Below are 13,034 nucleotides of genomic sequence, written 5' to 3' on the forward strand. Positions count from 1 at the left end.
GTGCACCGGGGCGTCACTTCCACTCGATGATGCCGAAGTTGAGGTACGGCTTGGCCTGCGCGTACGCGTCGATCACGCGGAAGTGCACGACGCCGTCGCCCATGACCCACATCTGGGTCTTCATGGTCGCGCCGGGCAGCAGCGACGCGGTGATGCGCGTCTTGAAGCGCGTCAGCCGCTCGGGCTCGCCCGGGATGAAGCTGCGGATGAAGTGCCGGCTCGCGACGCCCGCGAAGCTCACGGCGTGCAGGATCGGCTTCATCTGGCCGTTCTCGTGCGCGTAGTCCCAGTCGACGTGCTGGGGGTGGAAGTCGCCCGACAGGCGGTAGATGAGCGCCTGGTTGTCGGGGATGCGCTCGATCACCTCGACGTCCGGCTCCCGGTCGGGGATCTCGACGACGTCCTTGGGTGCGGCCGGGCCGCCCCAGCCGCCGTCGTAGATGAGGCAGTCCCAGCTCTCGTTGGTGAAGAGCAGGTTGCCCTCGTCGTCGTACGTGTCGCCCACGTGCTGCGCGAGCAGGCCGCGGCCCTCGCCGCGGTCGAACAGGCCCTTGAGCAGCACCTTGGTGCTCAGCGTCCCCGAGAGCTTGGTGATCGGCTGGTGGAACCGCAGGTCGAAGCCCCAGTGCAGGGAGCCTGCGTAGTTGTAGCCGTAGTCGATGGTGCGGGTGACCTCGCTGTCGACGATCGGCATCGCGCCGAACATCGGCAGCACCTTCAGGTCCTTCTCGTACACGTACTCCAGGTCGGTCTTGCCGTCGACGCCGCAGCCGCACCCGAGGGCGAAGAGGATGAGGTCCTTGAAGTCGTACGTGCGCTCGAACGGGCCGAACGTCTGCCCCACCATCTCGGTCTTGATCGTCATCGGTCTGCCTCTCCCTCGTGTGCTGACGTGCGGGTCGTGCTGGTCTGGTGGGCCGCACTGGCCGTGCCGGCCGTGCGGGCGGTCCTGGTCGTGCGCGTCGTCGTCATCCGAGGCTCGCCTTCGCGACCTTGAAGCTGCGCGTGTGCGGCAGCGACGGGACGATCTCGACGACGGTCGGCACCTTGAACTCGGCGAGCAGCGCTCGGCAGTGCTCCTGCACGTCGCGCTCCGTGAGCACGACGCCGGGGGCGGGCACCACGAACGCCTTGACGGCCTCGTCGTGGATCGGGTCGGGCACCCCGATGACGGCGCACTCGCAGACCCCGGGGTGGCGGCTGAGCGCCGCCTCGACCTCGGCCGGCGACACGCTCTCCCCCGAGCGCTTGATCAGCAGGGTGCGGCGCTCGACGAAGTAGAACCAGCCGTCGTCGTCGACCCAGCCGAGGTCGCCCGTGTGCAGCCAGCCGTCGGCGTCCACGGCCGCCGCCGTCGCCGCGGGGTCCTTGTGGTAGCCCTGCATGAGCGTGCGCCCGAGGACCCCGCGCACCTGGATCTCACCGACGACGCCGGGGCCCACCTCGCGGCCCTGCTCGTCCGCCACGCGCGCCTCGTACCCGAGCCCGACGCGCCCGATCGACGGCCAGCGGCGCTCGCCGTGCGGCGGGTCCGTCAGGACGCCGACGAGGGTCTCGCTCGTGCCGTACGAGTTGAGGATCCGCGTCGCGAACCGCTCCTCGAAACGGGCCTTCTCCTCGTCCGTGATGGGCAGGTAGTAGAGCACCTCGCGGACCCGGTTCTCGCGCTCCCAGGGTGCCGCGGGCTGGAGCAGCATCGTCCGGACCATCATCGCGATGCTCTGGACGACGGTCGCGTCGTGCCGGCACACCTGCCGCCAGAACTGGCTCGCGCTGTAGCGCTCGACCATCACGAGGGTCGCGCCCGCCGTCAGCACGGGCATGAGGGCGTTGAGCTGGAAGTTCACGTGGCACGCGGGCATGGTCGTCAGGAGCCGGTCCGCGGACGTCAGGCTCGCCTGCCAGTCCACGAAGTGCCCCGAGAAGATCAGGTTCGCGTGCGTGAGCACCACGCCCTTGGGCCGCGCCGTCGTGCCTGACGTGAACACGATGCCCGCCGGGTCGTCGCTGCTCAGCGCCGCGTCGACGGCGAGGCGGTCGGGCTGCGCGTCGCGCGCCTCCTCGAACCGCGTGACGCCGTGGACCGGCCCGTGGGGAGTCGCGCTGCGCGCGACGAGCACGTGCTGCACGACGACGCGCGGGCCGTCCGCCACGGCGCCGGAGGGTGCGCCGTCGGGCACGGCGCCTGGCACTGCCGCTGGCACAACCGGGGCGGCGGGAACGCCCCAGACCGCGAGGCCGTCCGGCTCGCACACGACCACGCGCGCCTCGACGCGGGCGGCGATGTCGGCGCACTCCTCGCGCGTGCTGCGGGGGTGCAGCGGCACGAGGACCGCGCCGATCTCCGCGAGGCCGAACATGCACATGAGGAGCTCGGGGCAGTTGCGCAGGTGGACCGCGACGGCGTCGCCGCGCCCCACACCGAGGGACGTGAAGAGGTTCGCGGTGCGCGCGACGAGCACCTCGAACTGCGCGTACGTGTGCTCGACCACGGCGCCCGAGGCGTCCTCGAACACCAGGAACGTGCGCTCGCCCGCGTCCCGGGCGAGGTCGTCCCAGAGGTCCCTCAGCGTCCTGCTGCCAACGATGTCCATCACGTCACCGACGTCCGTGGGTCGTGCCCCGGCTCCGTCAGGCCCTCCTCACGGTTCCGCGGTCGGCGAGCTCGGCGATCTGCTCGGGCGTGTAGCCGGCCTCCGCGAGGACCGCGTCGGTGTCCATGCCGAGGTCGGGCATCGGGCGCCAGATGCGACCCGGGGTCTGCTGGAACTTCGGGAAGATGCCGACGCCCTTGACGGTCTCGCCGGCCTGGTTCTGCCACTCGACGAAGGCCTCGCGGCGCTGGACGTGCTCCTCGTGCGTCAGGGCGTCGAAGTCGAGGATCTTGTTGGCGGCGATGCCGACGGCGGAGAACTCACGTTCCATGTCCGCCGCGGACTGCTCGAGGAGGAACGCGTCGAGCGCGGCCTCGATCCGCTGCGCCGCAGGGCCGTCGAGCCACAGCGCGCTCGTGTCCTGCGGATACTCCGGCGTGCCCCACAGCTCGCCGAGGCCGATGCGCTCGAGCAGGTACTTGTTCTGCTTGACGCCGTAGCAGCACAGGGCGAGGAACCCGTCGCGGCAGCGGTACTGCCCGATCGCGCACAGGTTCTGGTGCCGGGCACCTGCCCGCGGGTACGTGGTGCCCGCGTTGAGGTAGTCCATCATGTAGTAGGCGCCCACCCGCAGCAGGACCTCGTACATCGCGACGTCGATGCTCTCCCCGACCCCCGTCCGCTCGGCCTTGCGCAGCGCGGCCAGCGCGGAGCTGACGACCATGAGCGACGTGAAGTAGTCGCCGACGTACGGCGAGGCCGCCATGGGCTGCTCGGGCGTCCCGTTCTGGTGCAGGTAGCCGCTGTACGCCTGGACCGTCAGGTCGTAGGCGGCCCGCTGGATGCGCTCCTCGTCGCCGTCCTGGCCGAACCCGGACACGTGCACGATGACGAGCTTCGGGTTGTGCTCCCACAGGAGCTCGTCCGTGATGCCGCGCCGCGCGTACGTGGGGCCCTTGCTCGACTCGATGAAGATGTCCGCGTCCGCGATCAGCCGCAGCAGCACCTCACGCCCGTCCTCGCTGAACGGGTTCAGGGCGATGCTGCGCTGGTTGCGGCGCTCCATCTCCTTGACGTACGTGGTGTCACGCATCGAGTCGCCGGTGCGCATGTTCTCGATCCACACCACGTCCGCACCCCACTCGGCCATGAGGGCGGCCGCCGACGGCGCCGCGATCTCGACCGCGGAGTAGACGACCTTGGTGCCCTCGAGCACTCCGAACGCGGGTACCGGTGACGTGGTCATGGGCCTTGCCTTCCTTCGTGGTGGTGCCGTGGGGTGTGGCTGGGCGGGTCGGTCAGCGGTACTGCTTGAGCACGGCGCGACCCGCCGTCAAGATCATCATTTCGTCGGTGCCGCCCGAGACCCGGTCGACCCTCAGGTCACGCCAGAACCGTGCGACGCGGTGGTGGCCCGTCACGCCGATGCCGCCGAGCACCTGGAGCGCGTCGTCGACGACCTCGAAGGACGCGTTGGCGCAGTAGAACTTCGCCATCGAGCAGTCACCCTTGCCCATCAGGCCGTTGTCGTACTTCCACGCGATCTCGAAGAGCATGTTCCGCATGTTCGTGATGCGGATCGCCATGTTCGCGAACTTCTCCTGGATGAGCTGGTAGCGGCCGATCGCCTGCCCGCCCTGCTCACGCTGGTTCGCGTACCGCGCCGCGTCCTCGTACGCGCAGTACGCCATGCCGTAGTCGGAGCACGCGACGAGGAACCGCTCGAAGTCGAAGTCGTCGACGCCGCGGGCGAACCCACGCCCCTCGGTCCCGAACAGGTCGCTCTCGGCGAGCTCGACGTCGTCGAAGTAGATCTCGCAGCAGCTGTCCATGCGCAGCCCGAGCTTGTCGAGGGGCTCCTTGGTGATGCCCGGGAGCGTCATGTCGACGAGCCACTCGGTGAACACGTCGGGGTTCGCGGAGTCACGCGACATCACCACGAGGTAGGGCACGTGCGCGCTCGACGTGATGAACGTCTTGTGGCCGTTGAGGTAGACCTTGCCGTCACGCCGCGTGTACGTCGTCTGCAGCGCACCGAGACCCGAGCCGGCGCCGGGCTCCGTCATCGCGGAGTTCCACACCTGCTTGCCGGTGCCCTGGTACGCCATGATCTTCTCGATCTGCTCCGGGGTGCCCTCCCGCAGGATCGTGTCCCACGCGGGCAGCTGGTACAGCACGTACGTCGGGGCACCGAGCCGGCCGAGCTCCTCCCACACCGCCGTGAGCGTCACCCACCCGGCGTCCATGCCGCCCCGGTCCTCGGGCAGCAGGATCGAGTCCACGCCCAGGGCGGCGAGCTCGGCGACGAACCGCTCGGGGTACTCGTGCTTCTCGTCGCACTCCGCGAAGTACGCCTCCCAGCTCTCGCTCGCCATGAGCTCACGGACGGTCTGGACCATGAGCTGCTGGTCCTCGTCGAGGCTGAAGTCCATCGGTGCGGCCTTTCTGTGGTGGTGACGTGCGTCCGTGCGTCCGGTGCGGGCCGGTGGGCCCGCAGGGTGCGGGCGGCGCTAGCGGGTGGTCAGGGCGATCGCGTGGCGGTGGAACTCGGCGCCCTCCTCGAGCGCCTCGCTGGCCTCCGGGAGCATCCGCGAGTGGTGCAGGAACCCGTGGAGCACGCCGTCGAACACGCGCACCCGGTGCGGCACGCCGGCACCGGCGAGCACCTCGGCGAGCGCGAGGCTGTCGTCGCGCAACGGGTCGAGGGCCGACGCCGCGACGTAGCAGGGCGGCACGCCGTGGGACAGGTCCGCAGCGAGGCAGTCGAGGTACGGGCTCGCCAGGTCCCGCGCGTCGTTCGTGTAGCAGTCCATGTAGTAGTCGAGGTCGGCCTTGGTCAGGCCGTCCCACTCCCCGCCGAAGAGCCGGCGGGAGGCGGAGTCCGCGAGCCCGTACATGCCGTAGTAGAGGAGCAGGCACCGGATCGTCGGCGCGTCCGAGACCTCGTCGCGCAGGTAGAGCGTGGCGGCGAGGCTCAGGTTCGCCCCGCCCGAGTCACCCGCGAACGAGAGGTTCGCGGCGTCGATCCCGAGGGCGTCGGCGTGCGCCGCGAGGTGGCGCGCGACCGCGGCGCACTCGTGCACGGCGCGGGGGAACCGGGCCTCCGGCGACAGGGCGTAGTCCACGCCGACGACGACGGCCCCCGTGCGGGCCGCGAGGGTCCGCATGATCCGGGAGTGGGTGTCCAGGTCGCCGACGACGAAGCCGCCGCCGTGCACGTACACGATGCAGGGCCGCACGCCGCCCTCGCCGGGGCGGTGGTAGCGGATCCGGATGTCCCCGTACGGCCCTGGCACGACGCCGTCGACGGTCTCGGCCATGGTGGGGCCACCGTCGTTCCAGAAGCTGCGCTCGAGCGCGTAGCGCCGCCGCATCTCCTCGAAGCCCACGTCGGTCGCGAATGCGCCGTCCGCCAGCTCGGCCTGCTTGTCGAGCACGGCCGCCATCTGGGTGGTGACGCGTGCCAGGACCTCGGGGGGGTTCATGCCGCGGCGCTCGCCGTGGCCGGGACAGCCTCGGGCTCGCCCGAGAGGTTCCGCTTGACGTACCAGCGCAGGAGGACCGAGGTCGCACCGGCGAGGACGGCGCTGCCCGCGAGGATCGCGAAGATCTGCGGGTAGGCGTCGTTGCCGGCGCTGTCGATCATCCCGCCGAACCAGGCGCTCGAGAACGTGTCAGGCAGGAACCCGACGACGGACAGGATGCCGGTGGCCGCGCCGAACATGCTCAGCGGGACCTTGCCCTCCGTGAGCTGCGAGGACACGATGCCGAACACGCCGTTCGCGATGAAGCCGAGGAGCACCGCGATACCCGCCGCGATGACGATCATCGCCGACGTCACGGGCAGCACGGCCAGGACGACGAGCGCGACAGCAGTCGCCGCGCACCCGATCCAGATGACGCGTGCCGGCGAGTGCGCCCTGTGCGCCAGGGCGCCGAAGGCCGGCCCGGCGAGCAGCGTCACGCCGTACGTCCGCACGATGCCGACCACCGACACGACCACGAGCGACGCCGAGAACACGTCGGTCAGGTACGGCGTCGTGTACGTGACGCCCGTGTAGAAGAAGTAGACGAAGAACATCGTCAGCGCGCTGATCCACACGACCGGGCTCTTGAGCGCCGCGAGCGAGTCCGCGATCTTGAACGCACCGCCACCGGCGAGCTCACCCTCGAACCGCGGGATGAACAGCAGCGACAGGATGCCGAGCACGAGGATCAGGGCACCGAGGAACACGAGGAGCGTCGTCACACCCGCGTTGATGTTGTCGCCGAACGCGTTGATGATCGCGAGGTTGACGAACCCGACGACGAGGCCGGCCGCACCGTAGAACCCGTAGCTGATGCCGATGTTCTTCGCGTACTCGTCCTCCTCGGAGATGAGACGCACGAGCTTGTAGCGGATGCCCCACCAGATGAGGATCGTCGTGATGCCCATGCCCACGAAGACGACGAGGAGCATCGTGTAGGAGGGGAGCATCGCGTACACGAACACGAGCGCGGCGGTGCTGATGAAGCCGACCGCCGCGAGCGTGCGCACCCGGACCTTGTCCGCGACGACGCCGGACGGCAGGTAGCAGACGGTGGCCGTGATGGCGTACGCCGACAGGAGCGCGCCGAGCTGCGCGTTGGTGAGGTCGAGCGACTCCATCAGGGGGTCGTAGAAGACGCTCTTCAGGTACGCAGGCGTATAGATGATCGAGCTGCCGATGCTGACCAGGATCAGGAGGAACCAGCGGCGGACCTTCGTCAGGTCCGCGGGCTTCTTCTCCTGGGTCACGACGCGTGCCATGTGCCCTCCTTGGGACGGGCTCCGCCGGTGGAGCCACACCCCAAGGGTCGGCGGGGGGCGCTCATGGGCCGGGGGACCCTTGTCCCGAAGCGGACGGCCTAGGTATGGGGGCGGACGCGCGTGAGTACCGGTGCGCCGGCGCGCGGTACCGGGCGCACGCCGGGCACACGCCCGTCTGAGTAGGGCTCAGGCGGGTGACGGCCCGCCGTCGAGCCGCTCGAGGAGCCGCACCGTCACCGTGTCACCGGCCTCCTTGCCGATCGCGCGGCGCAGCGCCGCCTTCACGGGCAGCTTGTGGGTGCGGTCGCCGATCGCCATGAAGGACGTGACGAACGGCGTCCCGTCGATCTCCCCGCGGACCTTGACGAGGCCGCGGGTGCCGAAGAGCTCCGCCGAGCCGTCGAGGACCACGTAGGTCCAGCCGCCCGTCGCAGGGCTGCGCCGCAGGGTCGTGGTGAAGGTCAGGTCCATCGGGTCCTCCCGTCCGCGCGTCGTCGCGCACGCAGGGATGGACCACCCGCGGGGCCGGACCTCATCGGGTGGCGTCGGGAGCCGAGGCGACGTCGGGCCGGCGCTGGGGGCTCAGCGCGGCGTGGATCGCTGGGCGGCGTCAGCGCGGCGGGGGCTCAGCGCTGCGTGGGGTCTCCCTGCTCGGCGACCAGCTCGTCGTAGATCGGCGACGCGCTCGTCGAGGTGCTGCGGGTGCTCCCGGTCCGCCCGCCGCGGGGGGCCGCGGGCTTGTCGAGGTCGGCGAGGGTCATGGTGACCTCCTGGTCGAAGGGGCCTTCACCGCGATCATGGCGCCGCACCCGGGGTCGCGCACGTCGGGAGGTGCCGGGCGCCCGGATCGCACCCGGCCACGCGGCACGCCGCGCAGCCTCACACACGGAGCCCGAGGGTGAAGCATGATCGATCGAGGCGAACCAGAGAGGCTGCCCGATGAGCTCAGACGCATCACGCGCGACAAGGCACCGGGACGACGCCCGCCGGTGGCCCGTCGGCCTGGAGGGCCTCGGGTACGGCGGCGACTACAACCCTGAGCAGTGGCCGCTCGAGACCCAGCTCGAGGACCTCGCCCTGATGCGCGAGGCCGGCGTGAACCTGCTGAGCGTCGGCATCTTCTCGTGGGCCACGCTCGAGCCGCGCGAGGGCCAGTACGAGCTCGGCTGGCTCGACGCCGTGCTCGACCGCCTGCACGCGGCCGGGATCCGCGTCGCACTGGCCACCGCGACCGCCTCGCCGCCACCGTGGCTCACGCGCCGCCACCCCGAGATCCTGCCGCAGCTCGCCGACGGGACCGTGCTGCACCAGGGCGGGCGCCAGGCCTACCGGGTCTCCTCCCCCGTGTACCGCCGGTACGCGCTGCGGATGACGCGCCTCATGGCCGACCACTACGGCAACCACCCGGCCCTCGCCCTGTGGCACGTGGACAACGAGCTCGGCTGCCACGTGCCGCACGAGTACTCGGACGACTCAGCCGCCGCGTTCCGTGACTGGCTCGAGGCCCGGTACGGGACGGTCGCCGCGCTCAACGCGGCCTGGGGCACCACGTTCTGGTCGCAGCGGTACGACTCGTTCGCCGAGGTGCTGCCGCCGAGGACCGCGCCGACCTACCCGAACCCGACGCAGCACCTGGACTTCGCCCGGTTCTCCTCCGACGAGCTGCTGGCCCACTACCGCGAGCTGCGGGACGTGCTGCGCGAGGTGACGCCGCACATCCCCACGACGACGAACCTCATGGTGTCCACGCGCAACAAGTGGATGGACTACTTCTCGTGGGCGCCCGACCTCGACGTCGTCGCGAACGACCACTACCTGGACGCGGCCGACCCGGAGGCGCACGTCGAGCTCGCGTTCTCGGCCGACCTCACGCGCGGCATCGCGGGCGGCGACCCGTGGATCCTCATGGAGCACTCGACGTCCGCGGTGAGCTGGCAGCCGCGCAACCGGCCCAAGGGTCCCGGCGAGATGCTGCGCAACTCGCTCAGCCACGTGGCGCGCGGCGCCGACTCCGTCATGTTCTTCCAGTGGCGGCAGTCCGCGGCCGGTGCCGAGAAGTTCCACTCGGCGATGCTGCCGCACGCGGGCACCGACTCCGACGTGTGGCGCGGGACCGTGCACCTGGGTGAGGTGCTGCGCCGTCTCGCACCGGTGCGTGGGAGCCGCGTCCGCGCCGACGCCGCGCTCGTCGTCGACTACCCGGCCTGGTGGGCGACCGAGCTCGACTCGCACCCGAGCGACGCCGTGCACTACACCGACCAGGTCATGGCGTGGTACCGCCAGCTCTGGCGCCGGGGCGTGACTGTCGACGTCGTCGCCCCGGGCGCGGACCTCGACGGCTACCGCCTCGTCGTCGTGCCGACGCTCTACTCCGTGACGGACGACGCCGCAGCGGGCATCGCGCGCGCCGCACAGGCCGGGGCGACCGTGCTCGTCACGTACTTCAGCGGCATCGTCGACGAGCACGACCACGTGCGCCTCGGGGGCTACCCCGGCGCGTTCCGGGAGCTGCTCGGGATCCGCAGCGAGGAGCTCCACCCGCTCCTGGCGGACGAGCGCCTCACCCTCGACGACGGCTCGACGGCGGACCTGTGGAGCGAGCACCTGCACCTCGCGGGAGCGGCGGCGGTGCGCACCTTCACGGACGGCCCCCGCGCGGGCGGCCCGGCCGTCACCCGCAACGCCGCCGGCGCCGGGGCTGCCTGGTACGTGGCGACGCGGCTCGACGACGCCGGCGCGTCACGCGTCGTCGACGAGCTCCTCGCGGAGTCCGGGGTCACACCCGTCCTGCCGGTGGTTCCCGACGGCGTCGAGGTGGTCCGCCGCTGGGCGGAGCCCGGACCTGGCGTGAGCCCGGGCGCGGGCGCGGGGGCGGGCTCGGCGTCGGGCACGGCGTCGGGCACGGCGTCGGGCACGGCGTCGGGCTCGGACGCCGGCACGAGCTCCGGCGTCGGCGCGGGCACGTCCTACCTGTTCGTGATCAACCACGGGTCGCGGGACGCGACGGTCCCGGCCCGCGGCGTCGACCTGCTCACGGGAGCGCCGATCACCGGCGAGCTGACGGTCCCGGCCCACGGCGTCGCGGTCGTCGAGGAACCCTGACCACACCCGCCATCCCCCACCCGCCTGCCGCCAGGCCCCCAACGCCGAGGTCGGCCCCTCCTGCCGAGGTCGGCCCTCCGAACGCCCGACCTCGGCGCGATCGTCCGACCTCGGCGAGAGCGGCCGGGCGCGGCGCGAGCGGCCGCGGGGCGACGGGCGGGGATGCGCCGACCGGGCGAGGCCGGCTGGCCGGGCGGGGCGTCGTGCGTGGGTCAGTGGGCCGTGCCGTCGACGGCGTGCTCCTCGATCGCGGCGAGCTCGTCGGGCGTCAGGGGGCCGGCCTCGAGGGCGCGGACGTTCGCCTCGAGCTGGTCGACGCTGCTCGCACCGATGAGCGCGGAGGTGACCCGCTGGTCGCGCAGCACCCAGCTCAGGGCGAGCTGCGCGAGGCTCTGACCACGGCCGGCGGCGATCTCGTTGAGCGCCCGCGCCCGGTTCAGGTAGGTGTCCGAGATGCGCTCGGGTCGCAGGAAGTGCCCGACGGCGGCCCGCGAACCCGCGGGCACCTGCCCGCTGAGGTAGCGATCCGTGAGGAGGCCCTGCGCGAGCGGCGAGAACACGATCACGCCCACGCCGAGGTCCGCCACCGCGTCGAGCAGCGTCTCCTCCTCGCCGTCACGGACGAGCTCGACGTGGCGGTTGAACATCGAGTAGCTCGGCTGGTGGATGAGCAGGGGCGTGCCCAGGTCAGCGAGCACGCGGGCCGCCTCACGGGTCTGCGACGGCGAGTAGTTGGAGATGCCTGCATACAGTGCGCGGCCGCTCGTCACGGCCGTGTGCAGCGCACCCATCGTCTCCTCGATCGGCACCGTCGGGTCAGGGCGGTGGGAGTAGAAGATGTCGACGTTGTCGAGGCCCATGCGGCGCAGCGACTGGTCGAGCGAGGACAGCAGGTACTTGCGCGACCCGCCGTCGCCGTACGGACCCGGCCACATGTCGTAACCCGCCTTGGTCGAGATCACGAGCTCGTCGCGGTACGGGCGCAGGTCCTTGGCGAGCACCTGACCGAACGCCTCCTCGGCCGCACCGGGGGGCGGGCCGTAGTTGTTGGCGAGGTCGATGTGCGTGACGCCCAGGTCGAACGCGCGGCGCAGGATCGCGCGCTGGTTCGCGAACGCGTGGGTGTGACCGAAGTTGTGCCACAGCCCGAGCGACAGGGCGGGCAGGTCGAGCCCTGAACGACCCGTCCGGCGGTAGGTCATGGTGTCGTAGCGGTCGTCGGCGGCCCTGAACGGCGTCATGGACCCCACGCTAACGCGCGCCGCCGACAGGCGGTGCCGACGAAGCCCGGTGCCGGCGGGGCGCGGTGCGGGTGGCAGACTCGCGCCGTGCTGCGCGTGATGTTCTTCGAGCCCAGGATCGCCGGGAACACCGGTGCGACGATCCGCACGTCGGCCGCGACGGGCGCCGAGCTCCACCTCGTCGAGCCCCTGGGCTTCGACCTGTCGGAGCCCAAGCTGCGCAGGGCCGGGCTCGACTACCACGACCTCGCCCACGTCGTCGTGCACCCGGACCTCCCAACCGCTCTCGACGCGATGCCCGACGCGCGGGTGCTCGCCTTCACGACGCAGGCGACGACGTCGTACACGGACGTCTCCTACGCCGACGGCGACGTGCTGCTCTTCGGGCCGGAGCCGACCGGCCTGCCGGCCGACGTCCTCGCGCACCCCCGGGTGACCGCGCAGCTGCGCATCCCGATGCTCGCGGGCCGACGCTCGCTCAACCTCTCCAACTGCGCGGCCATCGCCTGCTACGAGGCGTGGCGACAGCTCGGCTTCCCCGGCGCGAGCTGAGGCGGATCCCCCGGGACCGGGCGCCGGTCCGGACCGTCCCGGTCGACGCGCAGACGATCCCGTCGGAGCGTGGACGGTCCCGGCCGGTGCCGGCCGGTCAGTTCAGGATCGCGACGTTCTCGACCTCGATGTCGCGGGCCTTCTCGCGGTGGTCCGCGAGCGCGACCCGGATCGCCTCGAGGGCGGCGGTGAGCCGCTCGATGCCCGCGTTGAGGCGTCGCCGGTAGTCGAGCTCGGCGATGCGTGACGGCGTCGTCGGGTCCCAGCCCACGATCTCGGCGTCGACCGCCGCGAGCAGGTCGGCGAGCTGGCTGACGAGCGCGTCGTGCGCCGTCGTCATCGCCGTCTCCATCGTAGAGAGGGAGTCCTGCCGGACGACGAGGGTGCGCTGCTCGCTCATGAGGGGCCTCCCAGACGGCCCGCGATGCGGGAGTAGGCGGCGTGCTGGCGCTGCTCGGTCTCGGCGGCCGTCTCGTCGACGGCCGTGAGCTTGGCCGCGTACGCGGAGAGCGTCGGGATGAGGTCGCCCGCGGCGTCGTACCAGGCGCTCAGCGCCTCGGCGAGCGCGCCGGCCGCTCCCCCGCGGAACCCCTCGGACGCGTCGGCGACCGCCGTCCCGAGGTCGCGGAGGGTGGACTCGACGTCAGGCAGCGCGCCGGTCACGAGCGCGGCGGCCCGCGCCTGCGCACCGATCTGGAGCTCGGTCCCGGACATTGCCCCCCTCAGCGTGATCGACCCTCGACCGACCGGGTCATC

13 protein-coding genes are annotated in these 13,034 nt (G+C 71.6%); 2 read left to right on the forward strand and 11 right to left on the reverse strand.

From position 1 onward, the window contains the following. Nucleotides 1-13: 13 nt before the first annotated feature. The 8 genes from FZ988_RS10930 to FZ988_RS19155 all read right to left on the reverse strand — a co-directional run bounded on the left by FZ988_RS10930 (nt 14) and on the right by FZ988_RS19155 (nt 8,144). The gene (locus FZ988_RS10930; protein ID WP_149204056.1) at nt 14-865 is read right to left on the reverse strand and encodes a MaoC/PaaZ C-terminal domain-containing protein; all 852 of its coding nucleotides are present in this window, start codon (nt 863-865) and stop codon (nt 14-16) included. A gap of 103 nt (nt 866-968) precedes the next feature. Next, the gene (locus FZ988_RS10935; RefSeq protein WP_223145109.1) at nt 969-2,594 is read right to left on the reverse strand and encodes an AMP-binding protein; all 1,626 of its coding nucleotides are present in this window, start codon (nt 2,592-2,594) and stop codon (nt 969-971) included. Nucleotides 2,595-2,631: 37 nt separating this feature from the next. Further along, entirely contained in the window at nt 2,632-3,840 is a 1,209-nt protein-coding gene (gene caiB / locus FZ988_RS10940) for an L-carnitine CoA-transferase (protein ID WP_149204058.1), read from the reverse strand. Between the two features lie 52 nt (nt 3,841-3,892). Then, the gene (gene caiA / locus FZ988_RS10945; protein ID WP_149204059.1) at nt 3,893-5,026 is read right to left on the reverse strand and encodes a crotonobetainyl-CoA dehydrogenase; all 1,134 of its coding nucleotides are present in this window, start codon (nt 5,024-5,026) and stop codon (nt 3,893-3,895) included. A 78-nt stretch (nt 5,027-5,104) separates the two neighbouring features. After that, nucleotides 5,105-6,079 (reverse strand): acetyl esterase, encoded by a 975-nt coding sequence (aes, locus tag FZ988_RS10950; protein ID WP_149204060.1) that lies wholly within the window; start codon nt 6,077-6,079, stop codon nt 5,105-5,107. Further along, nucleotides 6,076-7,383 (reverse strand): MFS transporter, encoded by a 1,308-nt coding sequence (locus tag FZ988_RS10955; RefSeq protein ID WP_149204061.1) that lies wholly within the window; start codon nt 7,381-7,383, stop codon nt 6,076-6,078. Before FZ988_RS10955 ends, aes begins: the two co-directional genes overlap by 4 nt. 186 nt (nt 7,384-7,569) lie before the next feature. Then, nucleotides 7,570-7,854: a DUF1905 domain-containing protein gene (locus tag FZ988_RS10960; RefSeq protein WP_149204062.1), complete on the reverse strand. Its 285-nt coding sequence runs from the start codon at nt 7,852-7,854 to the stop codon at nt 7,570-7,572. Between the two features lie 155 nt (nt 7,855-8,009). Continuing rightward, entirely contained in the window at nt 8,010-8,144 is a 135-nt protein-coding gene (locus FZ988_RS19155) for a hypothetical protein (RefSeq protein WP_281287179.1), read from the reverse strand. Nucleotides 8,145-8,322: 178 nt separating this feature from the next. On the opposite strand from FZ988_RS19155, the gene FZ988_RS10965 reads away from it, so the two are divergent. Then, complete coding sequence (locus FZ988_RS10965; RefSeq protein ID WP_149204063.1) at nt 8,323-10,485, forward strand: beta-galactosidase; 2,163 nt, start codon at nt 8,323-8,325, stop codon at nt 10,483-10,485. Between the two features lie 212 nt (nt 10,486-10,697). On the opposite strand, the gene mgrA is transcribed toward FZ988_RS10965, so the two are convergent. Continuing rightward, nucleotides 10,698-11,726: an L-glyceraldehyde 3-phosphate reductase gene (gene mgrA, locus FZ988_RS10970; RefSeq protein WP_149204064.1), complete on the reverse strand. Its 1,029-nt coding sequence runs from the start codon at nt 11,724-11,726 to the stop codon at nt 10,698-10,700. Nucleotides 11,727-11,813: 87 nt separating this feature from the next. On the opposite strand from mgrA, the gene FZ988_RS10975 reads away from it, so the two are divergent. Further along, a complete protein-coding gene (locus FZ988_RS10975) occupies nt 11,814-12,278 on the forward strand; it encodes a tRNA (cytidine(34)-2'-O)-methyltransferase (protein ID WP_149204065.1) in 465 nt (154 codons plus the stop codon). A 97-nt stretch (nt 12,279-12,375) separates the two neighbouring features. Here the strand turns inward: FZ988_RS10975 and FZ988_RS10980 are convergent, their stop codons facing one another. Both FZ988_RS10980 and FZ988_RS10985 read right to left on the reverse strand, forming a co-directional pair. Further along, nucleotides 12,376-12,678: a hypothetical protein gene (locus FZ988_RS10980; protein ID WP_149204066.1), complete on the reverse strand. Its 303-nt coding sequence runs from the start codon at nt 12,676-12,678 to the stop codon at nt 12,376-12,378. Then, on the reverse strand, nt 12,675-12,992 hold the full coding sequence (locus FZ988_RS10985) for a hypothetical protein (protein WP_149204067.1): 318 nt from the start codon (nt 12,990-12,992) through the stop codon (nt 12,675-12,677). Before FZ988_RS10985 ends, FZ988_RS10980 begins: the two co-directional genes overlap by 4 nt. Between the last annotated feature and the right edge of the window lie 42 nt (nt 12,993-13,034).

The sequence above is a fragment of the Actinotalea subterranea genome, assembly GCF_008364845.1.
Classification (GTDB): domain Bacteria; phylum Actinomycetota; class Actinomycetes; order Actinomycetales; family Cellulomonadaceae; genus Actinotalea; species Actinotalea subterranea.